General features: G+C 67.1%; 21 protein-coding genes, 1 tRNA gene and 7 pseudogenes. 13 read left to right on the top strand and 16 right to left on the bottom strand.

Translation table 11 applies throughout. The annotated features are described in order from the left end of the window. The first annotated feature begins 37 nt into the window (after positions 1-37). Both ACHMW8_RS04845 and ACHMW8_RS04850 read left to right on the top strand, forming a co-directional pair. The gene (locus ACHMW8_RS04845; RefSeq protein ID WP_395444916.1) at positions 38-778 is read left to right on the top strand and encodes a hypothetical protein; all 741 of its coding nucleotides are present in this window, start codon (positions 38-40) and stop codon (positions 776-778) included. 75 nt (positions 779-853) lie between these two features. After that, the gene (locus ACHMW8_RS04850; protein ID WP_395445897.1) at positions 854-1465 is read left to right on the top strand and encodes a hypothetical protein; all 612 of its coding nucleotides are present in this window, start codon (positions 854-856) and stop codon (positions 1463-1465) included. Positions 1466-1828: 363 nt separating this feature from the next. On the opposite strand, the gene ACHMW8_RS04855 is transcribed toward ACHMW8_RS04850, so the two are convergent. Beyond that, positions 1829-2329 (bottom strand): hypothetical protein, encoded by a 501-nt coding sequence (locus tag ACHMW8_RS04855; RefSeq protein WP_395444917.1) that lies wholly within the window; start codon positions 2327-2329, stop codon positions 1829-1831. A 32-nt stretch (positions 2330-2361) separates the two neighbouring features. Here ACHMW8_RS04855 and ACHMW8_RS04860 point away from each other — a divergent pair, with 32 nt between their 5' ends. Beyond that, positions 2362-2889, top strand: a complete 528-nt coding sequence (locus ACHMW8_RS04860; RefSeq protein WP_395444918.1) for a hypothetical protein — start codon at positions 2362-2364, stop codon at positions 2887-2889. Between the two features lie 327 nt (positions 2890-3216). Here the strand turns inward: ACHMW8_RS04860 and ACHMW8_RS04865 are convergent. Continuing rightward, positions 3217-3293 (bottom strand) — tRNA-Arg (locus ACHMW8_RS04865). 265 nt (positions 3294-3558) lie between these two features. On the opposite strand from ACHMW8_RS04865, the pseudogene ggt reads away from it, so the two are divergent. After that, positions 3559-5302, top strand: a pseudogene (gene ggt / locus ACHMW8_RS04870) (gamma-glutamyltransferase). Positions 5303-5354: 52 nt separating this feature from the next. Here ggt and ACHMW8_RS04875 read toward each other — a convergent pair. The 6 genes and pseudogenes from ACHMW8_RS04875 to ACHMW8_RS04900 form a co-directional block, all read right to left on the bottom strand. Next, positions 5355-5570 carry a hypothetical protein gene (locus ACHMW8_RS04875; RefSeq protein WP_125155145.1) on the bottom strand — a complete coding sequence of 72 codons (216 nt, stop codon included), beginning with the start codon at positions 5568-5570 and terminating at the stop codon, positions 5355-5357. A 115-nt stretch (positions 5571-5685) separates the two neighbouring features. Beyond that, on the bottom strand, positions 5686-7176 hold the full coding sequence (locus ACHMW8_RS04880) for a sensor histidine kinase (protein WP_395444919.1): 1491 nt from the start codon (positions 7174-7176) through the stop codon (positions 5686-5688). Between the two features lie 9 nt (positions 7177-7185). Next, positions 7186-7936: pseudogene (locus ACHMW8_RS04885) on the bottom strand (TVP38/TMEM64 family protein). Further along, a complete protein-coding gene (locus ACHMW8_RS04890) occupies positions 7933-8991 on the bottom strand; it encodes a quinone-dependent dihydroorotate dehydrogenase (RefSeq protein WP_395444920.1) in 1059 nt (352 codons plus the stop codon). Before ACHMW8_RS04890 ends, ACHMW8_RS04885 begins: the two are co-directional and overlap by 4 nt. Then, positions 8988-9333 (bottom strand): annotated as a pseudogene (locus ACHMW8_RS04895) (DUF952 domain-containing protein). The gene ACHMW8_RS04890 and the pseudogene ACHMW8_RS04895 overlap by 4 nt, the downstream one beginning before the upstream one ends. Continuing rightward, positions 9330-9839 carry a histidine phosphatase family protein gene (locus ACHMW8_RS04900; RefSeq protein WP_125155140.1) on the bottom strand — a complete coding sequence of 170 codons (510 nt, stop codon included), beginning with the start codon at positions 9837-9839 and terminating at the stop codon, positions 9330-9332. The pseudogene ACHMW8_RS04895 and the gene ACHMW8_RS04900 overlap by 4 nt, the downstream one beginning before the upstream one ends. A gap of 79 nt (positions 9840-9918) precedes the next feature. Between ACHMW8_RS04900 and ACHMW8_RS04905 the strand changes: the two genes are divergently transcribed. The 3 genes and pseudogenes from ACHMW8_RS04905 to ACHMW8_RS04915 all read left to right on the top strand — a co-directional run bounded on the left by ACHMW8_RS04905 (position 9919) and on the right by ACHMW8_RS04915 (position 12496). Further along, positions 9919-11061 (top strand): homoserine O-acetyltransferase, encoded by a 1143-nt coding sequence (locus ACHMW8_RS04905; RefSeq protein WP_395444921.1) that lies wholly within the window; start codon positions 9919-9921, stop codon positions 11059-11061. A 1-nt stretch (position 11062) separates the two neighbouring features. Further along, positions 11063-11753 (top strand): annotated as a pseudogene (gene metW / locus ACHMW8_RS04910) (methionine biosynthesis protein MetW). Continuing rightward, positions 11750-12496, top strand: a complete 747-nt coding sequence (locus ACHMW8_RS04915) for an endonuclease/exonuclease/phosphatase family protein (protein ID WP_395444922.1) — start codon at positions 11750-11752, stop codon at positions 12494-12496. Before metW ends, ACHMW8_RS04915 begins: the two are co-directional and overlap by 4 nt. On the opposite strand, the gene ACHMW8_RS04920 is transcribed toward ACHMW8_RS04915, so the two are convergent. The 3 genes from ACHMW8_RS04920 to ACHMW8_RS04930 form a co-directional block, all read right to left on the bottom strand. After that, positions 12486-13997, bottom strand: coding sequence for a phospholipase D-like domain-containing protein (locus tag ACHMW8_RS04920; RefSeq protein WP_395444923.1), 1512 nt, complete (start codon positions 13995-13997; stop codon positions 12486-12488). The genes ACHMW8_RS04915 and ACHMW8_RS04920 overlap by 11 nt on opposite strands. 177 nt (positions 13998-14174) lie before the next feature. Next, positions 14175-14519 (bottom strand): P-II family nitrogen regulator, encoded by a 345-nt coding sequence (locus tag ACHMW8_RS04925; RefSeq protein ID WP_010918409.1) that lies wholly within the window; start codon positions 14517-14519, stop codon positions 14175-14177. A 72-nt stretch (positions 14520-14591) separates the two neighbouring features. Next, a complete protein-coding gene (locus ACHMW8_RS04930; RefSeq protein ID WP_125155135.1) occupies positions 14592-15398 on the bottom strand; it encodes a class I SAM-dependent methyltransferase in 807 nt (268 codons plus the stop codon). Between the two features lie 71 nt (positions 15399-15469). Here ACHMW8_RS04930 and gloB point away from each other — a divergent pair, with 71 nt between their 5' ends. From gloB to ACHMW8_RS04945, 3 genes and pseudogenes are all read left to right on the top strand, one after another. Beyond that, entirely contained in the window at positions 15470-16219 is a 750-nt protein-coding gene (gene gloB / locus ACHMW8_RS04935) for a hydroxyacylglutathione hydrolase (RefSeq protein ID WP_395444924.1), read from the top strand. Beyond that, positions 16216-16686 (top strand): annotated as a pseudogene (locus ACHMW8_RS04940) (cupin domain-containing protein); the annotation flags it as partial. The gene gloB and the pseudogene ACHMW8_RS04940, both read left to right, overlap by 4 nt. Before the next feature lie 155 nt (positions 16687-16841). After that, positions 16842-17282 carry a hypothetical protein gene (locus tag ACHMW8_RS04945; RefSeq protein WP_125155132.1) on the top strand — a complete coding sequence of 147 codons (441 nt, stop codon included), beginning with the start codon at positions 16842-16844 and terminating at the stop codon, positions 17280-17282. Positions 17283-17394: 112 nt separating this feature from the next. Here ACHMW8_RS04945 and ACHMW8_RS04950 read toward each other — a convergent pair whose 3' ends face one another. The 4 genes and pseudogenes from ACHMW8_RS04950 to ACHMW8_RS04965 form a co-directional block, all read right to left on the bottom strand. Beyond that, complete coding sequence (locus tag ACHMW8_RS04950) at positions 17395-18384, bottom strand: LacI family DNA-binding transcriptional regulator (RefSeq protein ID WP_395445898.1); 990 nt, start codon at positions 18382-18384, stop codon at positions 17395-17397. A 237-nt stretch (positions 18385-18621) separates the two neighbouring features. Then, entirely contained in the window at positions 18622-19404 is a 783-nt protein-coding gene (locus ACHMW8_RS04955) for a DUF4908 domain-containing protein (protein ID WP_395444925.1), read from the bottom strand. Between the two features lie 134 nt (positions 19405-19538). Continuing rightward, a pseudogene (locus ACHMW8_RS04960) lies at positions 19539-20262 on the bottom strand (beta-ketoacyl-ACP reductase). 122 nt (positions 20263-20384) lie between these two features. Continuing rightward, a pseudogene (locus ACHMW8_RS04965) lies at positions 20385-21562 on the bottom strand (acetyl-CoA C-acetyltransferase). A 218-nt stretch (positions 21563-21780) separates the two neighbouring features. Here ACHMW8_RS04965 and phaR point away from each other — a divergent pair. Further along, positions 21781-22446 carry a polyhydroxyalkanoate synthesis repressor PhaR gene (gene phaR / locus ACHMW8_RS04970; RefSeq protein WP_125155128.1) on the top strand — a complete coding sequence of 222 codons (666 nt, stop codon included), beginning with the start codon at positions 21781-21783 and terminating at the stop codon, positions 22444-22446. 49 nt (positions 22447-22495) lie between these two features. Beyond that, positions 22496-22825, top strand: coding sequence for a hypothetical protein (locus ACHMW8_RS04975; RefSeq protein WP_125155127.1), 330 nt, complete (start codon positions 22496-22498; stop codon positions 22823-22825). On the opposite strand, the gene ACHMW8_RS04980 is transcribed toward ACHMW8_RS04975, so the two are convergent. Then, on the bottom strand, positions 22822-23124 hold the full coding sequence (locus tag ACHMW8_RS04980) for a helix-turn-helix domain-containing protein (RefSeq protein ID WP_125155126.1): 303 nt from the start codon (positions 23122-23124) through the stop codon (positions 22822-22824). The two genes, ACHMW8_RS04975 and ACHMW8_RS04980, sit on opposite strands and share 4 nt — an antisense overlap. 73 nt (positions 23125-23197) lie before the next feature. Here ACHMW8_RS04980 and ACHMW8_RS04985 point away from each other — a divergent pair, with 73 nt between their 5' ends. Next, on the top strand, positions 23198-23263 hold the full coding sequence (locus ACHMW8_RS04985) for a hypothetical protein (protein ID WP_125155815.1): 66 nt from the start codon (positions 23198-23200) through the stop codon (positions 23261-23263). Positions 23264-23287 lie beyond the last annotated feature (24 nt).

Consider the following 23287-nt stretch of genomic DNA (forward strand, 5'->3'; position numbering starts at 1 on the left):
GGCACCCGGCAAGCCGGTAGAAATCGTCAATAAGCAAATGCCCGCTGACGACCACGGGTTTGACTACCTGAACATGGCAGTTTCCGGCGGCGTCGGTCTCATGGGTGCCGTCATCGGTGCTGTGTTGGGCTATCACCTCACTAAGAAAACCCAAGACGCAGCGAGGGAGCGCGATGAGCGCGACAAGGCTGCCTTCGCATCATTCGTGATGGGTCAGAAAATCGGCCGAATATATTCGTGTCTCACCGTCATCAACGAGACGTTCGTCGACGCGTCAATGAAGAGCGCGGCCGAAAGCCAGCCATACGTGTTCATCAATGCGATGCCAGCGGCCAATTCATTCGAACGGGTTCATTTTGGGCCTGACGAGTTGTGGCGGGCCGGGCGAATTGCCGACCTTGCGTTCATCAACGGCGTCACCCTTCTGGACGAACACTTCAATGGCTTGATCAGTATGCTTGAGCGTTACGAGCGCGAGCGAACGGCGCTGGTCGAGAAGGTCGCGGCGGTTGGAACGCCGATCGCAGGCGGCTTTCAAATCGACTGGAACAGAGCGGAATTCAAACAGGATGTCCCGAAATTCGAAGCTCTTGACCGACTTATCGTCAGCATCATCGAGGCGTCTGAAAGGGATCGGCCTATCGCGCACAAGGCGATCATCGACCTGCACAAGGGAACTGGTCGCTACCTGAAAAAGCAAAATCGGATTGAGCTGACGAACTTGGACGGCGTGCCCGAGACGATTTTTGCGCTCGATGATGAAGCGGCTGCGAAGTAGCTATGGCGAAGAAGAAGCCGAGAAGTCTTCACGGTCGATGAGGCGCTTGAACTCGCCTCCGCCAAGGCCCACGAACTGTTTGACCTCGTCACCGAGATTATGGTGACCCACGCCAATAACGATTGGATCAGCCGGCGCCGGACGCTGGTCGATCAGGTCGGCACGTCTTACGCGGCGAACGCGTACAACAGTCTTGCGCGGGCGAGTCACGCCTTCGAGCTGATCCGTCTAGCAGCTCTCTGGGATGATGGTCAGCCCGACCGGACAAGCCTGTTGGCCATCTACAATCTGATAAAGCCGGCCGATGTTCGAACCGAACTTAAGCGGCGCTGGCTGTTGTCATGGGAAGGCCAGTCGGCGGAATACATTGCCGACATGGCAGAGCGCTTCGATTCTATGTTGGCTGAAGCCGACCGGCTCATACCCGCAGTCGAGAAATCAAAGCGGCTGAAGAAACTGCGGAACCACCGGAACAATCACATCGCCCACAACTTGGCGCCGGCGCCGGGAGCCGAAAATCCGCGTTACGGCGAGGAAACGCGACTACTGCGAACGACGTGGTGGATGGCCAATCTGCTGAACGGAATGATCAACAGCGTATCGACGGCGTACAGCATGTCGAAGGAGATCGCTGACAGCTACGCGGAAGCCCTATGGGCCGATACCCAGTTGAGGATACGTCGGTAAAAATAGATCGGAAAATCATGCAGGCGACATTTTTGAGTTGGCGGCCTATGGCCAGCCGAGTGGCATAGGAACGAGTCGAAAGCTGACGCTGGCGATCTGATCCGCAACACGGGCTCCGTTGACGACCATCAGCGGGCACCAAAGAGAATCCTTAGGAAACTCTGGGGACGTCCAGAAACTGCGGCGCAGAGGCGGTCGGAACTGAGAACTATGCCGACGCCATGGCTCTCTAGGTGCCGGCACCCCAGGGCGGACACCGTGAAGGTGCGTGAAGGGTGGTGAGCCGCCTTAGCCGCCCAGAGGCTCAGCCGACCGGGCACCAAGCGCCAGAGGCCCATGGCGACGCCTAAGCGCCTAACCTCATTAGAGTACGCTCACGGGGACGCGGCAGCTCACGAGCGTGTGTCTTCGTGGCGTGCCAGTGTGGATTCTGACATACAGCCAACCGCCGCCATCCGTTGTTTGCGGGACGATCCGAAACGTGGCTAGCGCTAGATTGCTATTTTCGATGCGTGACATGCGTCTACTTTCCCACTGACCCTCCTCCTTGGGCCACTTCACCGCTGCAACCCATTCCTCCTCCATTTTCTGGGGTAGACCTAAATGGAGTTTGGGCAACAGATGAATGGGGTTGTCGCCTAAGGAACCTAGCTCGGCGAATAGGGCCTCGTTCCAAGATTTGGGTGCATAGGCAACTTCGACTTGAAAGATTTCGTTCTCGGGTCGTAACAAGCGCACTGAAAGGCGGCTTGTCGCTTCTTTGCGCTGCTTGTGAAGCCAGAGGGCAAGCAGACACGCGGCAGTGATAATGCTGCCGATTGCAGCGATCGCCGAGGCTGTCGTTTCCAGATTGTCCCAGTTCACGCGTATCTATCCGCTCGACACCCGGAGACATAATGTCAGAAATCAATGCTCTGTGGAGTTATCTCTGGGCCAATAAGGAATGGCTATTCGACGGCGCAGGCCTAGCCGCCGTTTCGGCTGTGTTCGGTGGCGTGATCTTGCTCATTCGCAAGCGCCGATCATCGACGCCCACCAAAGCAAACCGCCTCACTGGCGCCGGCAAATCTGAGCACCCGCACCTGCCGCGCGGGTATGACAAGGCTCCGCGATTGGAATTCGCCGACGGTGTCGTCGCGGAAGTTGCGCTGTCGATTGAGGCGGAGATTGAGCGATTTTTCGACTTCGCGGCGCGCTTCAAAACTTGGCAGGAGTTTTTCACCCGCCTGACGCCCGACGTTCACATCCGACTGACGCAGATGATGGAGCGCCATACCTACGCCGAGGCAAAGGCGATGCGTGAGGATTTTGAGCGGGCGCTTATGGAAGAGTTTTCCCCGCACGTTGCCCAGTACGGAGTGAAGCTGAAACGCATAGGGATCGGGAGTTTTGTGCGAAGGGGTCCCGATCGACGGATCGGCTAGCCGAAGTTTCGAAAGGTCGTGAAGGGTGGGTTTCGGAGTAGGCGTCAGACCGAAAACGCGCCGCTCACGGCGTACTGCCTGCGGCTAAAAGGTAGCTTCCTGGTGCCGTGGCGTACTTGGGCGTAGGTGCGCCCGGCACGATTCGAACCAACGCTCTCGCCAGTGCCGGCGCCCGGATCTAGCCCCGCAGCAATAAAGCGGGGCCTATTCGATTTTTTCTGATCGAGGAAGGCGCAGCGACCGCCGCACCAAATCACAACCACCGTCCTAATCACCGTCCTAGAACGGAAATCGACGAAGCCGAATCCGGCTAAGTGATTGGAAAGATGGCGCGCCCGGAACGATTCGAACGTCCGACCCTCAGATTCGTAGTCTGATGCTCTATCCAGCTGAGCTACGGGCGCGCATTGCCTTTCGGCGAGGCGGGGGAAGTAGCCCCGTCCCTTTCGGGAACGCAAGCCCGGTTTGCAGGAAAATTCGAAAAGTTTCGCAGGCCGGTGTTCGCTCAGCGGAACACCCTTGCCGCGCAACGGTTCAGGGCGGGGGATTGAAGCGGCTTGCAGACTATCTGGACGTGACAGCGTCGCTTGATTGGTGTCCATGGGTGGCCTCGGGACGGCGGGCAGGCCCTCCCCAATGTTCGCCCCTCGTCCGCCATAGAGGATCCGTATGCGTCGTTTCGTTTCCCTGCTCGCCCTCGCCGCGTCGCTCCAGCTGGCGCTGGCTCCGGTCTCCGCCGCCCACGCCGAGTCGATCCCGCTGGGCATGCCAGCGGCGAAGCCGGCCTCCATCTCGACCCCCCGCCAAGGGCATGGTCGCCGCGGCCAATCCGCTGGCGGTGGAGGCGGGCCTGCGGGTGCTGCGCGACGGCGGCTCGGCCGTCGACGCCGCCGTGGCCATCCAGGCCGTGCTGGGCCTGGTCGAACCACAGAGCTCGGGCCTGGGCGGCGGGGCGTTCATGGTCTTCTACGACGCCAAGACCGGCAAGGTGACGGCCTATGACGGCCGCGAGACCGCGCCCGCCGGCGCTTCGCCGGACATGTTCATGGGATCGGACGGCAAGCCCCTGCCCTTCGTCACGGCGGTGCTGTCGGGCCGCTCGTCGGGCGTGCCCGGCGCGGTGGCCATGTTGTCCCTCGCGCAGAAGGAACACGGCAAGGTCGCCTGGAACACCCTGTTCAAGGACGCCGAAAAGCTGGCCGACGACGGCTTCGTGGTCAGCCCGCGCCTGGCTGGCATGATCGTCAGCCGCGCGCCGCAAGCCTCGCAGCCGGACGCGGTGAAGTACTTCACCAAGCCGGACGGAACCCGCTACCAGGCCGGCGACCTGCTGAAGAACCCGGCCTATGCCGAGACGGTGCGCAAGATCGCCGCCGAGGGCCCCGCGGCCCTGCTGGACGGTCCGATCGCCCAGGCGATCGTCGACCGCCTGCACGAGGGAGACCTTCCCAGCAGCATCACCCTGGCCGACCTCAAGGCCTACAAGCCGCGCGCGGCGCCTGCCCTGTGCCGGCCGTGGAAAGTCTACACCGTCTGCGTGCCCAACCCGCAGTCGTCGGGCCTGGCCGTGATCCAGGCGCTGCGGATGCTGGAGCACACCGACATCGGCAAGCGCGGCCCGACGGATCCGGTGGCCTGGACCCAGCTGGCCCAGGCCGAGCGGGTCATGTACGCCGACCGCGACCGCTATGTCGGCGACCCCGCCTTCGTGACCGTGCCGGTCGACGGTCTGCTGGATCCGAAATATGTCGCCGAGCGCGCCAAGCTGATCACCGACACGGCCGGCGCGCCCCCCCCGTTCGGCAAGCCGAAGGGCGCGCCCAAGGTCGGGATCGACATGACCAAGGAGCCGGGCGGCACCACCCATCTGGTCGTGGTCGACCCGGCCGGCAATGTCGTGTCGATGACCACCACGGTCGAGAGCATCTTCGGCAACGGCCGGATGGTGAACGGCTTCTTCCTCAACAACCAGCTGACCGACTTCTCGTTCTCGCCGAAGGAGAAGGACGGCGCGCCGGCCGCCAACGCCATCGCGCCGGGCAAGCGCCCGCGCTCGTCGATGTCCCCGATCATCGTGCTGGACAAGAAGGGCAAGTTCCTGGCGGCCGTCGGCTCGCCGGGCGGCAACGCCATCCTGTCCTATAACCTGAAGGCCATGGTCGGGCTGTTCTACTGGAACCTGAACATGCAGGAGGCCGTGTCGCTGCCGAACGTCGTGGCGCGGGGCGACACCTATTCCGGCGACGCTCAGTGGTTCGGACCCGCGATGCTGTCGGCGCTGAACGCGCGCGGCGTCAACATCAAGGTCGGCCAGGTCGAGGGCTCTGGCCTGCACGGCGTGATCGTGCGGCCGGGCGACGTGCTGGAAGGCGGCGCGGACCCGCGTCGCGAGGGCGTGGCCAAGGGGCTCTGAGCCTCTTCCCAAGGACTAGGCGTGAGCTTGGTGTTCTTCCCTGATCGAACGATCAGGGCTCCAGGCCCGCCTCGACCTCGGCGCGAGAGAAGACCTCCTCCTGGCCGTCCAGCAGCAGTTCGGTGTCGGACGCCTCCTGCACCGTCACCATGGCCGCCACGCGGCGCAGGGCGGTCGGAACGTCGGGCGCCTCGACGGTGATCTCGTGGATCGGCGCGCTGTCCGCCGAGGCGCCGATCATCACCGCGATGGTCCAGGTGGTCGTCATCGGACTCTCCTAGAGCCTGTCCGTTCTGATCAAAACACCAGAAACGGACAGGCTCTATCTCAAACACTTAGAGCGTGGCAGGCGCCGAAACCGCTCACACTTCGGCTGCCACGCTCTAGGACGCTGAAGCGTCAGCCTTGTCGTCCGGCTCTGGCAGCGGTTCGGGCGCGCCCGCCAGGGTAAGGTCGAACACCGAGCCGCCGGGCCCGGTCTCGACCAGCGCCAGGTCGCCGCCATGACCCTGGGCCAGCTCGCGCGCGATGGCCAGGCCCAATCCGGTGCCGCCGCGGCGCACCGAGCCGACGAAGGGCTGGAAGAGATTGGCGCGGGCGCGCTCGGGCACGCCGGGGCCGTCGTCCGACAGGCGTAGGATGCTGTGGCCGGCGTCGCGGCGCAGCTCGACGAAAACCTTGCCCTTGCCGCCCCGGTCGGTCGCGCCCTCGATCGCCTCGCGGGCGTTGCGGAACAGGTTGGTGAGGATGCGGTGCAGCTGGTCCGGGTCGGCGACCACCTGTTCGCGCGGACCGATGACGGTCTCCAGGGCGACGCCCTGCGGGGTCAGGCCGGCGTCCTCGGCGGCCATGTCCAAGGCCGGACGCAGCGGGATGATCCGCGTCACCGGCTCGGGCTCCTTGGACTTGCCATAGGCCATGACGTCGGAGGCCAGGGTGATGGCGCGGTCCAGGGCTCGTTCCAGGCGGGGCAGGGCCTGAGCCACCTTGGGATCGCCGAGGGCGGCCAGGCGATCGGACGCCATCTGGGCGCTGGTCAGCATGTTGCGCAGGTCGTGATTGATCTTGGCCACCGCCTCGCCCAGGGCGGCCAGGCGGGCCTTGGAGGCCAACGCCGCCAGCAGGTCGACCTGCATGCGGTCCAGCTCGGCCTCCGCGCGGCCGATCTCGTCGCGGCGCTTGGAGACGGCGATGCGCGCCTCCGGGTCGCCGGGATCGACGCGAAAGGCTTCCATGGCGCGGGTGATCCGCTGCATGGGCCGGACCAGGAAGACATTCAGGAAGGCGTAGACGAACAGACCGGCCAGAGCGGCGACGAAGATGGTCACGCCGGCCAGCCGCCAGAAATACTCGACCAGCGCCGCCTTCAGCGGGGCGTCGGGAACCACGACCTCGACGAACTCGGCCTTGCGGAAGCGCGGCTCGGCCATCACGCGGACCATGCTGCCCTTGGGGCTGGTCAGGGTGAAGAACGGCGCGGCCAGCCATGAGCCGGGGTTCTGGCGGCGCAGGTCCACCAGATACGGCGTCTTGAACGGCTCCTTGGGCGGCAGGACCAGGCGGCGGGCGCCCTCGGCCTGGACGGCGACGGTAACAGCCCCGGCCTGGTCGAACATCTGGTTGGCGACCGCGTCGCTGACCCGCAGGTCCGGATCCGACTCGGCGATGGTCGAGGCCAGTTCCCCGGCCCGCACGCGATCCAGCAGCCACTGCTCCTCGTAGGCCGCCAAGGTCGGCGGCAGGATCAGCAGGCCGCCGAAGGTGACGACGATGGCGGTGAACAGCAGCAGGCGCGCCGACAGGCCGCCGGGCCACGGAAATCGCTTCCGGGGCGGGGCGGGCTCAGTCTCTGACGGCGAAACCGTTTCGACCATCCGGGGCGGCTACTTCTCGTCCAAGGGCTTTGGCAGGGGCGCTGCTCCGCGCCGATTGCGCCAATGGCGCCACAACGGCGGCAGAAAGGCCAGAACGCCCATGCCGACAATGGGAAGATAAATCCGTGGCGAGAAGAGGGTCTCCAGCGTCACGGGGCCGCCCCGCGCGAAGAGATGGCCAAGTCCCGCGCCGATGCCGGCATAGACGAAGGAGCTCGGGATCATGCCCAGCACCGAGGCCAGGACGAAGGTGCGGGCCGGAATGTTCATCAGCCCGGCCGCGACATTGACGATCAGCAGCGGAAAGGCCGGGATCAGGCGCAGGGTCAGCAGGTAGTTGAAGGCGTCGTGCCTGAAGCCCTCCTCGACCCGCGCCAGGAACGCGCCGGGTCTGCGGCGCAGCATGTCGCCGAACGCGGTGCGGAACACGAGATAGATGATGGTCGACCCGCCCGTCGGCGCCGGTCACCGCCGCGAATCCGCCGCCTATGGGTCCGAACAGGAAGCCGCCCGTCAGCGACAGGATCAGGGCGCCGGGCAAGGATACGGCGACGGAGGCGATATAGATCGCCAGATAGATGGCCGCGCACAGCAGCGGCTTTTCGTGCGCGAAGGCCTGGAGCCCGGCGCCGCGCGCGCGCAGCTCCTCCAGCGAGATGTGATCGGCGACGCCGCTGGCGAAGGCGGCCACGAACAGGATCACGATGACCACCAGCGGGCCAAAGCGGCGCAACAGCATCAGAGCGCGGTCTCGCGTCATGCGGCGCCGACCGCGTCCTCGACGGCGGCGAAGCCATCGGCCCGTAGGCGGGCCGCGAGCTCGCGCTTGATGCGGGTGACCAGGCCCGGGCCGCCGTAGACGAGGGCCGAATAGAGCTGCACGGCCCGCGCGCCGGCCCGGATCTTGGCGTAGGCCCCGGCGCCGTCGGCGATCCCGCCCGCGCCGATCAGGGCCACACGGCCAGCCGCGGCGGCGTGGAAGCGCTTCAACACCTGGGTCGAGGGCTCCAGCAGCGGCGCGCCGGAAAGGCCGCCACTCTCCCTGGCGTGGGCCGACTTGAGGCTGGCGGGGCGAGCGATGGTGGTGTTGCTGACGATGATGGCGTCCAGGCCCGCATCGACCACCGCCTCGACGATGGCCTCGACCTCGCCGTCCTCAAGGTCAGGCGCGACCTTCAGGAAGATCGGATAGTCCGCGCCCGAGGCGACCTTCATCGCCTCGCGGGCCTCGGAGACCCGGCCCAGCAGGTCCTCCAGCGCCGCCTTGGTCTGCAGGGCGCGCAGGCCCGGCGTGTTGGGCGAGGAGATGTTGGCGGTGAAATAGTCCGACAGGCCCCAGAGGCGGGTCAGGCCGGTGACGTAGTCCTCGATGCGGTCGCTGGCGTCCTTGTTGGCGCCGATGTTCGCGCCAACAATCCCGCCCTTGCCCTGGCGCGCCTTCAGGCGTCGGACGAACGGGTCGAGGCCGCCGTTGTTGAAGCCCATGCGATTGATGACCGCTCGATCCTCCGTGAGACGGAAGAGCCGCGGACGCGGATTGCCGGCCTGGGCCAGCGGCGTGACGGTGCCGGCCTCCACGAAACCGAAGCCGGCGGCCAGCATGGGATCCGGAACCTCGGCGTTCTTGTCGAAGCCGGCGGCCAGGCCCACGCAGTTGGGTAGTTCGAGGCCGGCGATCTTCACCGCCAGGATCGGGTCGTCCGGGCCGGTCTCGCGCGGGCCCAGCCCCATCTTGAGGCCCCGGATGGCCCAGCCGTGGGCGTCCTCGGGATCGAGGGCGCGCAGCGCGCGGGCGGCGAGGTCATGCGGGCTCATGCGAGATGATCTCCCAGCCGGGGGAACGCCATCGGCGTCGAGACCAAGATCGGCCTCGGTGACCACTTCGCTGGTCAGCAACGGGCGATAGAGATGCGGGAACAGCGCGCCACCACGCGAAGTTTCCCACTTCAGGTCCGCACCCAGGCCCTCGGCTTCGACGCCCAGCAGGACGAGGTCCGGCTGATCCTTGAAGTATCTGGCGGCGGTCTCCTGGGCCTGGTCGGCGGCGGAGAGGTGGATGAACCCGTCCTGAAGATCGACGGCCGAGCCTTCGAAGCGGCCGGCGGCCTTGGCGGCGTCCCACTCGGCGCGGAACAGGATCTTGTAGATCAGGGTCATTCGCCGCCGGCTCCGCCGTTTTCGTGCGCGTAAAGGAGGTGCTCCAGCACGGGACCCCTGTCGGTCCAGCCGAACACCACCGTGGTCGAGGTCGGGAAGCGACCGCGCAGCTTGTTGGTCTGGATCGGCGAGGCCTCGCCCTGCTGGGCCAGGCGCAGCGCCAGCTCGTGCAGGCCCGGATTGTGCCCGACCACCATGATCGTGGCCGCGCCCTCGGCGTGCGCCTCGATCACCTGAACGACATCTTCCGGATCGGCGTGATAGAGGTCGCGGAGCTGCTCGACCCGCGCCTTGGGAAAGTTCGGCGCGACGCGCTCGGCCGTCTCGCGCGTGCGGCGGGCCGACGAGACCAGCAGCAGGTCGGGCGCGACGCCCGCTCCGGCCAGCACCTGGCCCATGACGGCCGCATCGGCCCGGCCGCTTTCGGCCAGGGCGCGTTCGAAATCACCGCCGCTCTGGGCGTGCCGCTCGGCCTTGCCGTGGCGCATCAGGATCAGTCGCTCCATGCGACCTCCATAGCCGTCCCCAGCCTTGTCAGGAAGCCGGCGGTTGACACCTTCTTCGCCAAGGGGTCCAAGGCGGACCATGGCTGCGCTCGATCTGGTTACACATGCCGGCGGGGGAACCTGGCGGTTTCCCGCGAACGAACCCCTGCGGCTCGATTCCGGGGCCATGCTCGAGGGCCTGGAGATCGGCTACCGGACCTATGGCGAACTCAACGCCGACAAGTCCAACGCCATCCTGATCTGCCACGCCCTGACCGGCGACCAGTACGTCGCCTCGCCGCACCCGACCACGGGCAAGCCCGGCTGGTGGCTGCGGATGATCGGCCCCGGCAAGCCGCTGGACCCCGAACGGCACTTCATCATCTGCACGAACGTGATCGGCGGCTGCATGGGCTCGACGGGGCCGGCCTCGATCAACCCGGCCACCGGCAAGGTCTACGGCCTGGCGTTCCCGGTCATCACCATTCCCGACATGGTCCGCGCCCAGGCGATGCTGGTCAGCGCGTTGGGCATCGAGACCCTGTTCGCGGTGATCGGCGGCTCGATGGGCGGGATGCAGGCCCAGCAGTGGGCCGTGGACTATCCCGAGCGGGTGTTCAGCGCCGTGGTGCTGGCCTCGGCCTCGCGTCACTCGGCCCAGAACATCGCGTTTCACGAAGTTGGCCGCCAGGCGATCATGGCCGATCCGGACTGGCGCGGCGGCGCCTATGCCGAACATGGCGTGCAGCCCGGCAAGGGCCTGGCGGTGGCGCGGATGGCCGCGCATATCACCTATTTGTCCGAGCCCGCCCTTCAGCGGAAGTTCGGCCGCGAGCTGAAGCGCGACGGCCTGTCCTGGGGCTTCGACGCCGATTTCCAGGTCGAGAGCTATCTGCGTCACCAGGGCGCCAGCTTCGTCGACCGGTTCGACGCCAACAGCTATCTCTACATCACCCGGGCCACCGACTATTTCGATATAGCCGCCAGCCACGGCGGGGTTCTGGCCAAGGCCTTCACCCGCGCCCGCGACGTGCGGTTCTGCGTGCTCAGCTTCACCAGCGACTGGCTCTATCCCACCGCCGAGAGCCGCCATCTGGTCCGCGCCCTGACCGCCGCCGGGGCCCGCGCCGCCTTCGCCGAGATCGAGAGCGACAAAGGCCACGACGCCTTCCTGCTGGACGAGCCGGTGATGGACGCCGCGCTGGCGGGCTTCCTGAGTTCGGCCGAACGGGATCGGGACTGATTTGACCTCAAATTCCCAGAATAAGGTCCGCGAGGACTTCCGAGAGATCCTGCGACTGGTGCGCCCCGGCTCGCGAGTGCTGGACGTCGGCTGCGGCGAAGGGGCGCTGCTGGATCTGCTGAGCCACGAAAAGCAGGTCGACGGCCGGGGCCTGGAAATCAGCGCCAGCGGCGTGGCCGCCTGCATGGCGCGCGGCCTGTCGGTGGTGCAGGGCGACGCCGACCTGGACCTCGACCACTTCCCTGACCGCTCGTTCGACTATGCGGTGCTGTCCCAGACCTGCAGGCCACGCGCCATCCGCGTCACGTGCTGGACGAACTGCTGCGGATCGCCGACCGGGCCATCGTCTCTTTCCCCAACTTCGGCCACTGGCGGGTGCGCTGGTCGCTGCTGAGCCGAGGCCGGATGCCCGAGACCAAGGCCCTGCCGATGCCGTGGTGGTCGACGCCGAACATCCACCTCTGCACCCTGGCCGACTTCCTGGCCCTGACGGCCGAGCTCAACCTGCGCGTCGACGCCTGCGCCGCTTTCGCCGGCGCCGGTCCGGCCCGACCGATGAATCCGGCCAGCGCGCTCGAGAACTGGCGGGCCGAGACCTGCCTGTTCATGCTCAGCCGCAACGCCGCGACGACGCAAGGAAACCATCCTGGGGGGAACTTCCGCCGGTCTCGGGCGATCTGTTCGACGGATGAAGACGCTTCGTCTCATGACCTACAACGTCCACCGCTGCGTGGGCACGGACCGCAAGCTCGATGTCGAGCGGGTGGCCGAAGTCATCGCGGCCGAAAAGCCCGATGTCGTCGCCCTGCAGGAACTGGATGTCCTTCGCGCCCGCACCAAGGGCGTCGACCAGGCCCACCGCCTCGCCGAACTGCTGAAGATGAGCTTCCACTTCCATCCGGCCATGGCCGTGGAGGAAGAGCTCTATGGCGACGCCATCCTGACCGCCCTTCCCGAGCGACGGGTCAAGGCCAAGAGCCTGCCGCTCTACAAGCGCGTGCCGGGCCTGGAGCCGCGCGGGGCCCTGTGGGTGGAGGTGGATGTCGGCGGGACCAAGGTCCAGATCATCAACACTCACCTGGGCCTGGTGCCACAGGAACAGAAGCGCCAGGCCGCCGCCCTGCTGGGTCCGGACTGGATGGGCGCGGACGAGTGGCTGGCCCCTGGCGTGGTGCTGGGCGACTTCAACGCCACGCCCTATTCGGCGACCTACCGGATGCTGCGAACGGCCCTGCGCGACGCCCAGGCGCCGACGCCAAGCTGGCCGCGACCGGCCACGGCGACCTTCCCGTCCAGCTTCCCGTTCATGCGCATCGATCACGTCTTCCTGACCAAGGGCCTGGAGACGCGCGGGGTCAATTCGCCGTTCAGCCCGTTGGCCCGCGTGGCCTCCGACCACCTGCCGCTGGTGGTCGAGCTGGAGGTCACGGCTTGAGCCGCTCCGGAGGCTCGGGCGGCGGCTGAGTAAGCCGGGCGATGTCGCGCTTCAGGCGCGTCCGGCGGCCCCAGGGTCGCCAGGCGTCGTCGGGCGCGATGGCGTCGCCCAGGCTCCAGTCGGCGATGAACTTCTGAACCCCGCTCAGGTGACGCGCCGGCACCGGCCGCAGCCGGCGTGGCGGGCCGCCCTTGACGTCCAGCGCGTTGATCGCCGCGCCCAGGCCGCCTTCGCGATCCATGGCCTCCAGGACATCGGCGGCCGGACGATCGATGAAGTGGCCGACCAGACGGCCCAGGAAGGCGCGCACCGTCTCGCGCTCGATCTCGCTCCTGGCCTCGAAGGCCAGGTCGCACTCGCTGTCGAGCCCGATCGAGCGGTTGTTCAGGTTGGCGCTGCCGATCCGCAGCATCCAGTCGTCCATGATCGCCACCTTGGAGTGGACGATGATCGGTCGCCCCTTGGGCGTATGGGCCGAGAAGGCCGAAAAACGCCCATGGATATCGACCTCGCGCAGGCGGTTGATGGCCGAGGTCCGCGCGCTGTCCATGGTCATCTGGTCGAAATAGCTGGGGCTGCGCGCTGGCCCGACCGTGACCACCTCGGGCCCATCGGGCTCGGCCAGCCGTTCGGCCAGGGCTTCGACGATGATCGGCGAGGTCAGGTACTGGTTCTCCAGATAGATCAGCCGCTTCGCGCGCTGGATCGCCGAGAGATGCAGCAGAAGGCACTCGATGATCTCCGGGCGCTGCTGCCACGCGGCCGACGTGCGGGCCACGGCGACCGGCAGGCGGCGCAGATCGGGCAACAGGCCGTCGGGCCAGGGCGTCTCATCGGGGCGGTCGGGGCGGTCGACCGGATCTCCGCCCGAGGCCTTCCAGCGATCGACGAACAGGTCGGCCATCGCCTCGCCCGCCCGGCCGTCGACCAGGATCGAGACCTCGTGCCGGGCGGGATAGTGTCGCCCGGTCGGCAGTCGGCGCAGGGGATTGTTGTCCAGGTGACAAGTGTCGTCCCAGCGGTCGACGCCGATGTCGCCGCCGCTGACCAGCGCGGTCACGCCGTCGACGATCACCGCCTTCTGGTGATGGCAGGCGCTGGCCGGCAAGGTGGCGTCCAGCCGGTACTTGACGCGGGATCCCGCGAAGAAGGCCGCGCCGCGATGCGGACCGAACAGCTGCGAGGCGGCGATCGGAAGCGGCATGTCCCAGGTCAGCACCCGCACGTCGAGCGCGGGATTGAGCGCCGCCTGCCGCCGCAGAATCAGGCCGATGCGGTCGGCGTGGCTGGGATCACGGCTTTTCCTGACGCGGTCGGGATCCAGGCGCGTCAAGGGGTCGAACACCCAAGCCAGGATCCAGATCGACTTCCTGGCGGACAGGATCAACGGCTTCAGCGCGTCGAACGCCTCGTCGTTGTCGATGAACAGGGCCACGCGATCGGCGGGCTCGACCCGCCAGCAGTTGTATCCCGGTTGGAAGACTGAAGACCGTGGATCCATGTGCCCCTTGAGCGTGGCAGCCGAAGTGTGAGCGGTTTCGGCGCCTGCCACGCTCGGAATGTTCACCCCCCGTCAGGTTCTGAACGACCTGGCGGGTGGACGCCGTGAGCTTCGACAACGCGCGGGGCCGGTTATGGCTCCGCTTGTTCACGACTTCACGACGTCGCGGCGAATCGGTCAGCCGGCGATGGCCGCCGCGTCGCGTTCGCCGGTGCGGATGCGCAGGGCTTGTTCCAGGTCCATGACGAAGACCTTGCCGTCGCCGATCTTGCCGGTGTTGGCGGTGCGCTGCAGGGCTTCGATGACGGGCTCGAGCACGTCGGTCGGCACGGCGATCTCCAGCTTGACCTTCGGCAGCAGCTTCACCTCGTATTCGGCGCCGCGATAGACCTCGGTCTTGCCCTTCTGGCGGCCGTAGCCGCGCACCTCGGTGACGGTCAAACCCGACGCGCCCGCCTCGGTGACCGCTTCAAGCACCGCATCCAGGCGGCTCGGCTTAATCACGGCGACGATCATCTTCATGGCGGTGTTCCCGAGAGCGAACGGTTGTCAGGACCACAAGCTAGGCGTCCGCGCGCTTCGCTCCAAGTAAGATCAGACGTCCCGACCGCTCGGCGCCTGAGGAACGGGCGCCTGATGAGCGGGAACGGACCTCCCGCCTTCGTGCCGCGCCGGAGTCGGTCCGGCCGGACTGGGCAGCAGGACGCCGGGCGCGAACACCCGGGCGCGGGCGCGATGGCCGCGGGGCTTGACCGCAAAAGTCTGCTTGATGGCCTCCATCAGGATCACCCCGGCGAAGCGCGGCCACAGTCGCGCGCCGACCTGCTCGAAGCCCTCGGCCCACGACGCCATGGCCCCGACCGGCGGCACATAGAGCGCCCGCGTCCAGCCGGCCGGCTCCAGGTCCGCTTCCCGAATCAGCGACTCCAGCTGGCTGCGGCTGTAGGGGCGGCCGTGGCCGAACGGCGTAGTCTCGGCCCCCGTCCAGACGCCATCGCGCGACGACACCGCCACGATCAGACGGCCCGTCGGCGCCATGACGCGGCCGATCTCGGCCAGCAGGGCGGCCGGGTCGTCAGCCTCTTCCAGCGCGTGGACAGCCAAGACGCGATCGAACATGGCGTTGGGCAGGGGCAAGGCGGTCTCTTCGACCAGGCAGGCCTGGTTGCGACCGCCGTGCGGCCAGACCTCGACCCCCTGTTGAGCGGGCATGGCGGCCACCACCCGGCGGGCGTTGCCCCGGGCGGCGTCCAGGAAGGGGGTGGCGTAGCCGACGCCCAGCACGTCGAGGTCCCGCGTATTGCCCCAGGCCTCTTCCACCTTGCGGGTCAGCATGGTCCGCGCCGCGCGGCCCAGCGGGGCGGCGTAGAAGGCTCTCAGGTCCAGCACGTCGCGGCGCATTGAGTCTCCCGAGCGTCGAGGCCATCCTTGTAGGCGCGCCCGCGTCGGCGCGATAGAGCAAGCGCCCCGTGATGCCCCTGACAGTTCATCAGTTCCCGTGCCTGTCCGACAACTACGGCTTCCTCGCGCGCGACGAGGCGACCGGCAAGGTCGCGACCATCGACACGCCGGACGCCGACGCCATCCTCGCCGAGCTCGACGCGCTGGGCTGGAGTCTCGACCTGATCCTCAACACCCACTGGCACCCCGACCACGCCGGCGGCAACGCGGCGCTGAAGAAGGCGACCGGCGCGATGATCGCCGGCCCGGCCGAGGTGACCCGCATCGCGCCGCTGGACCGCGTGCTGCGCGGCGGCGACGTCGCGCCGCTGGGCGAGACCCGGTTCGAGGTCATCGACAGCGGCGGCCACACCCTGGGCCACATCGCCTATCACGACGCCGCCGACGGCATCGCCTTCGTCGGCGACACCCTGTTCGCCCTGGGCTGCGGCCGCCTGTTCGAGGGCACGCCCGAGCAGATGTGGGCGTCGCTATCCCGCATCACCGCCCTGCCCGACGACACCACCGTCTACTGCGCCCACGAATACACCGCCTCGAACGCGCGGTTCGCGCTGTCGGTCGACGACGACCCCGCCCTCAAGGCCCGCGCCGACGCGGTGTTCGCCGCCCGTGAGCGCGGCGAACCGACCGTGCCCACCACCATCGGCGCCGAGAAGGCGACCAATCCCTTCCTGCGCGCGCCCCTGCTGCGGCCGAGCGCGCCCACCCCCGCCCAGGCCTTCGCCGAGATCCGGGCCGCCAAGGACAGCTTCAAGGGATGAGTGACAGCGTGATCGACCCAAACATTTCGGAGCGGGCTATCGCCGGCGACCTGGGCGCGAAGGAAATCGTCAGGATGCTGGACATGCAGCCCCATCCCGAGGGCGGCTGGTACAAGCGGACCTTCGAAGACGAACCCGGTCCCGACGGCCGCGCCCATTCCACCTGCATCTACTACCTGCTCGAGGCCGAACAGATGTCGGCCTGGCACCGTGTCGACGCCGTCGAGACCTGGCACTGGTACGCCGGCGCGCCGATCTCGATCACCCTGTCGCCGCCCGACGGCCGGGCGCCGCGGCCCCATGTGCTGGGTCCGGACCTGCGCGCCGGCTGCCGGCCGCAGGTCGTCGTGCCGATGCTGTGGTGGCAGACCGCGGTCAGCCTGGGCGCTTGGACCCTGGTCGGCTGCACCGTCGCGCCGGGCTTCCGTTTCGAGGGCTTCGAGCTGGCGCCCCCGACTGGAAGCCCTCGAAAACCTGAGCCCTCCATGCCTGCGACAACCGGTCGCGGATGCTCAGATAGGGTACCCATAGTGGGCAACTTGGTCGCATGGCGTCGTTCATCGAGCCATGCAATCCTTTTCACGTCGCGTCGCAACGTCGACCCTGGGGAACCGAGTAACCTATGTCCGATGAGTACATCAACGCTCGCGCGGCGACCCGCTACGCGACGGACTACATTCTGCGCTGGGTCGAGATCGCTAACGAAGTCCATGGTTCGGACCTCCTCTACGCCCTCGTTTTCACGACCCTTTGGGCGGGCAATTGCTCGCACATCCGAGGTGGCCTCTATGCCGAGGTCGACGACATTCCCCCGGACCACGAGCGTCGCCCCCTGACCGTGCGCCAGGTGGCCGACTCGCTGGCCCTGCCCTACGAGACCGTGCGCCGCCGCTTCGTCGAGATGCTGGAAAAGGGCATGGCCCAGCGCGTCGGCCGCGAGGGCTTCATCGTCCCGCAATCGGCCCTGTCCAAGCCCGAGGTCGTTCAGGGGCTGCGCCGTTCGCACCAGAGCCTGGCCCGCTTCCTCAAGGAACTGAAGTCGATCGGCGTCGAAGCGGCCTAGAAACGGCCCCAGCGAACGCGGGAGCGCGGATGCCCGGCGCCGCTGCTTGTCCAGCGGTCGCCGCCGGCGCGGGCCTTCAATCTCGTGAAGGATCCCGACCGGCAAAACGCCGCTAAACGCTTGAGCCGCGCACCACCAGCTCGACCGGCGACAGGGTCCCGGGCGCATCCTCGCCGGCCATGCGGCGGAACAGCAGGTCGACCATCGCCCGGGCCCCGAACGCGAGGTCCTGGCGGATCGTGGTCAAGGGCGGATTGCCGTAACGGGCCAGGACGATGTCGTCGAAACCGACCACCCCCACGTCGCCCGGCACGCTCTTGCCGGCCGCGTTCAGGGCGCTGATCGCCGCCAGGGCGATGACGTCCGAGAAGGCGAAGGCGGCGTCGAACGACGCGCCGGTCGCCAAGAAGGCCGCGATCGCTTCCTGGGCCTCTTCCATCATGTAGGGCGCGGGCACGACCAGACTCGGGTCGAAAGGAAGACCCGCCTCGGCCAAGCCCTGCTTGTAGCCCTCGAAACGCTGAGCGGCCTCGGGCGCGTGGACCGCGCCGAGGAAGGCGATACGCTTGCGGCCCGTGGCGACCAGGTGCGCGACGGCCAGTCGACCGCCCTGAACGTTGTCGCTGCCCACCGCGCAATAGCGCTGGCCCGGCAGTTGGGCGCCCCAGACCACCATAGGCCTGTAGGTGTCGGCGACGACGTTCAGCGCCTCATGCTGGGTGCTCTGGCCGATCAGAACCAGGCCATCGGCGCGATGCGACTGGATGATGCGGTCCAGCCAGCCCGGTTCGGTCACGACCACCTTGTTGAGCAGGACGGAGTAGTCGCGGCGCGTAATCTCGTCGGCCAGCCTCCCGAACATCTCGAGGAAGAACGGGTCGGAGATCAGCTGCCCCGCCTCGTGGGCCAGCGGAATGATGACGCCGATGGTGTCGGTCTTGCGCAGGCGCAGGGACCGCGCCGACTGGTTGACGACATAGCCGTGGGTCTGGGCGATCTCGACAATCTGGTCGCGCAACGTCTTGGGGATCAATGGATTGCCCGCCAGCGCGCGCGACACCGTAGAAATCGACACGCCCGCCATGCGGGCGATGTCGGCCATCTTCAGCCGCCCACGTTCAGGAAACTCGGCGAGGTCGGAGCTTTCCATGACCAGACAATAGAACCTTGCGGATGCACGAAAAGCCTCGCTGGCGTCGCACTAGCGGGGTTGATCCCGCGCGGCGGCGCCATCGAAGCCGTGTGCCATCAAGCTAGACCATTCGGGTAAATGGTCGCTGAGGACTTATGGTTACGCTTGAAGAACAATGTTCGCCAGAACTCAATGACCCGAGGTCGATCAGCGGTTCATGACCTTGATGATCCGCTTGGACGATGGCCGGCCAGCCAGGCCCTGGTCCGGCGAATAGGTGATGGTCAGCGCCCCGTCCTTCAGCGCCGCTGACGGTTTGCGGCCCTCGGCCAGCAGGACGCGGAAGACCTTGGCGATGATCGAGCGGTCACCCTTGCGAGCCATGCGCTCGAAGGCCTCGGCCACGACGGTGGCGGAGTCGGCGGCCAGGACCGAGGTTTCGGGCCGCACGTCCTCGACGGTCGAGAACTCGATATCGCGCTGGGCCGCGCGACTGGCGCGGGCCGTGGCGATGCGGACACGCTGGACGAACACGCTGAACGACATGATCGCCGGCGGCTGGATCGACGAGGCGCGGCCGGACAGGGCGGCCGCCGCGCCCATCGGGGCGTCGTCGGTGAACAGGATGATGCCGCCCAGCTTGGTCACCCGCAGCACGGGCTCGCCAAGATCGTTGCGGTAGATGGTGTCGCCGCGCGAGGCTGGCTGGGCCGACAGCACCCAGACCTCGGCGCTGTTGTCGAACTTCATCAGCGGCTGGGGCGCGGCCTGGTCGAAGATGAAGGCGCCGCCGCTTTCGGAGACATAGCGCCCCACCGGCGGGGCGGCGACGCGGCGGGCCTCGGCCGGTCCCTTATGACCAAGCAAGGCGTCCCGCAGCGAATGCGGAAGCTGCTGGGCGTTCGCGGACGCCGTCATGACCATCAGAGCCGCGATCGCCAGGGACGCACGGGCCCCGAGGTCAGCCAACTCCGCCTTACAGAATTTCATGCGATCCGTACTGCCCGCCGACTGGGGCGAATCTTGGACGCGTTAACGTCCATTCCCCGAAGCCGGCGGCATGAGGCCCAACCGCAACAGTCGGCGTCAAGCCTTGGACTTCGGGGAACCAGGATCAGACCGCGTCAGGCCATATATTGGCCGCCGTTGAGGCTCAGCGTGGCGCCGGTGACGAAGCCGGCGCGTTCGCCCGACAGGAACGAGACCATGTCGGCGATCTCCTCGCCCTTGCCCAGGCGACCCACGGGGATGCCGGCGATGATCTGGGCCAGCACGTTCTCGGGCACGGCCGCCACCATCTCGGTGTCGATATAGCCGGGGCAGATCACGTTGACCGTCACGCCCTTCTTGGCGTTCTCGAGCGCCAGCGCCTTGGTGAAGCCGATCAGGCCGGCCTTGGCGGCCGAATAGTTGGTCTGGCCCATCTGGCCCTTCTGGCCGTTGATCGAGCTGATATTGACGATGCGGCCCCAGCCGCGGTCGCGCATGCCTTCGATCACCGGACGGGTCATGTTGAAGGCCGAGTCCATGTTGACCCGGATCACCTCGGACCACTGCTCGTAGGTCATCTTGTGCAGCATGCCGTCGCGGGTGATGCCGGCGTTGTTGACGAGGATGTCGATGGGGCCGAGCTCGGCCTCGACCTTTTTCACGGCGGCGGCGCAGTCGTCGAACGAGCCGACATTGCCCTTCACCACCATCACGCCCAGCGCCTTGGCGCAGGCCGCGGCCGCCTCCTCGTTGCCGGAATAGCCCGCCGCCACCTTGTGGCCGTCGGCGATCAATCGTTCGCAGATCGCCCGGCCGATTCCGCCGGGTGCCGCCGGTCACGAAAGCCACTCTCGTCATCTGATCTCTCCCGAACGCAGTTTTCTTATGGTTCACGTGATCCGCGCGCCCCAGCAAGGCTGAAAGCGCGCGGCCACGGTTAAGGTTGCGCGAAGGTTTTTAGTCAGCCGCCGCGTGTGCCCCTAGACGGCCTCGACGCACATGGCCACGCCCATGCCGCCGCCGATGCAGAGGGTGGCCAGACCCTTCTTGGCGCCCGAGCGCTTCATCTCGTGCAGCAGGGTGGTCAGGATCCGCGCGCCCGAGGCGCCGATCGGGTGGCCGATGGCGATCGGCGCCGCCGTTGACATTGACCTTGGCCGGGTCGAGGCCCAGTTCGCGGACCACGCACAGCGATTGGGCGGCGAAGGCTTCGTTGCTTTCCACCAGATCGAGGTCTGCGACGGTCCAGCCGGCCTTTTCCAGCGCCTTTTTCGAGGCCGGGATCGGCCCCGTGCCCATGATCTCGGGCTCGACGCCGGCATTGGCCCAGGAGGCGATCCGGGCCAGCGGCTTGAGGCCGCGCTTGGCGGCTTCGTCGGCGGTCATCAGCACGAGGGCGGCGGCGCCGTCATTGAGGCCCGAGGCGTTGGCCGCGGTGACCGAGCCTTCCTTGTTGAACACGGGCTTCAAGCCCTGGACGCTTTCCAGGGTCGCGCCGTGGCGAATGAACTCGTCCTTGTCGACGATGGTGTCACCCTTGCGGCCCTTGATGGTGACCGGAACGATCTCGGCGTCGAACTTGCCGGCCTTCTGGGCGGCCTCGGCCTTGTTCTGGCTGGCGACCGCGAAGACGTCCTGGTCCTGGCGGGTGATCTGCCAGCGGTTGGCGATGTTCTCGGCCGTCTGGCCCATGTGATAGCCGTGGAAGGCGTCCCACAGGCCATCCTTGATCATGGTGTCGACGAACGAACAGGTCGCCCATCTTCTGGCCGCCGCGCAGGTTCTGAGCGTGCGGCGCCTGGCTCATGCTCTCCTGGCCGCCGGCCACGACGATCTTGGCGTCGCCGGCCGCAATCTGCTGGGCCGCCAGGGCCACGGCGCGCAGGCCCGAGCCGCACAGCTGGTTCAGGCTCCAGGCCGGGCTCTCGACCGGAATCCCGGCATTGACCGAGGCCTGGCGGGCGGGGCCCTGGCCGGCGGCGGCCTGCAGCACCTGGCCGAGGATCACCTCGTCGACATCGGCGGGGGTGATGCCGGCGCGCTCGACAGCGGCCTGGATCGCGACCTTGCCCAGGTCCGAGGCGGGCAGGCTGGACAGCGCCCCGTTGAACGAACCGACCGGCGTACGCGCGGCGGAGACGATGACGATGTCGCTCATGGATAGGCTCCCGTGACGTTCTGACGTGACGCCTTCGCGGTTGCGGCGCCCGTGCTTTTGCGATGCAGCATCCAACATGCACATCGCGACGGCGTTCGTCACGGCCACAATTTCACGGCTTGGCGACAGCTCCAAGTCATCTGACCACTGGCGCCACGCCTTTGCATTAGCGATAGTGCGGTGCGAGAAGCGGACCAACCGCTACCCTAGGGAACGAAATGTCCGAGAACCCTGAAAAAGGCGAAACGGCCGCCAACACCGAAAAGGCGGGCGCCGAGAAGGCGGCGGGCCAGCGCGTCATCATCAAGAAGTACGCCAACCGTCGTCTCTACAATACGGCCTCGTCGTCCTACGTGACCCTCGAACACCTGTCGGACATGGTGAAGGAGGGCGTCGACTTCGTGGTCTATGACGCCAAGACCAATGACGACATCACCCGCTCGGTCCTGACCCAGATCATCTTCGAGGAAGAGAACCGCGGCGGCGGCCAGAACCTGCTGCCCATCCAGTTCCTGCGTCAGCTGATCGGCTTCTACGGCAACTCGATGCAGGCCTTCCTGCCGTCGTACCTGGAGATGTCGCTGGAAAGCTTCTCCAAGCAGCAGGAACGCATGCGCGGACAGTTCGCGGGCCTGGCCCCCGGCAAGATCCCCGGCATGGGCGTCTATGAAGAACAGATCCGCCAGAACATGGCTCTGTTTGACCGGGCCATGAAGATGTTCTCGCCGTTCGCCTATGTGCGCCCAGAAGACGGCGGCGCGGCGCCCGCGGAGCCTCAGCCGACACCCCCGCCCGCTCCCGCCGGCGACGACTCCCTCGCGGACCTGAAGCGCCAGATGGAGGCGATGCAGGAGCAGTTGGCCAAACTGGCGAACAAGTCTTAACCAAGACGCTCCAGCCGTTCTTAACCGTCCGGCTTCTAGGCTCTTCACCATGAGCGGCCCGATCGATCCTCTTCGACGCCCTGGTCCCGCGCGCCGCGCCTTGCCGGCGCCGCGCGATGGCGAGCGTCCGGAGGCCGAAGAAGAGGTCGTGTTCGTCGTGGAGGAAGACGCCCCCCCACCGCGTCAGGAACCCCCGCCGCGCCGGGGAGGCTTCGCCGCCTTCGCCGCGCACGTCATGGGCCAGTCCGGACAGAAACGCGGCCTGCGTGGTGGGCAGGAAGTGCTCGATACGGCCAGATCGACCTATCTCGGGACCGAATATTCCGGTCCGGCCGATCGCCGTCCCCCAACGGGCCTGTTGAAGAAGACCAAGATCTAGCCTTTCAGGCGCGCCAGCTCGGCCTCGAGCGCGGCGACCCGCGCCTCCAGCGCCGCGAGGCGCTGGGCGTCGCTGGCCGGTGGCGGCCGCACGCCGGCGCGGGACGCGGCCTCCGCCGGCGAAACGCCCAAAAGCTCAGCGAAGACAGACACTTCCCGCATCGACAACTCGCGCTGATCTTTGAAGGCCAGCGCCAGATCGGCCTCGGTCATACCGGCCGCGGCGGCCAGGATCGTACGGGAAAGACCGCGCTCGGCGAGACGGTCGTCGTACCAGGCGGCGTCGAAGAACAGAGCCATTAGCGGGAACCGTGGGGTTGGCGCCCGTCTTGCTTATGCGTTGGCGAGTTCATCGCCCACGGGTTTTCGCATGCTGTCCGTCGCCATCCGCATCTTCGACGTCGCCGTCGTGGCCCTGATCTTCACGGCCCTGACCTAGGCTTTTTGTTGACGCGCAACGGGC

The organism is Caulobacter sp. UC70_42 (assembly GCF_044056025.1).
Lineage (GTDB): Bacteria > Pseudomonadota > Alphaproteobacteria > Caulobacterales > Caulobacteraceae > Caulobacter.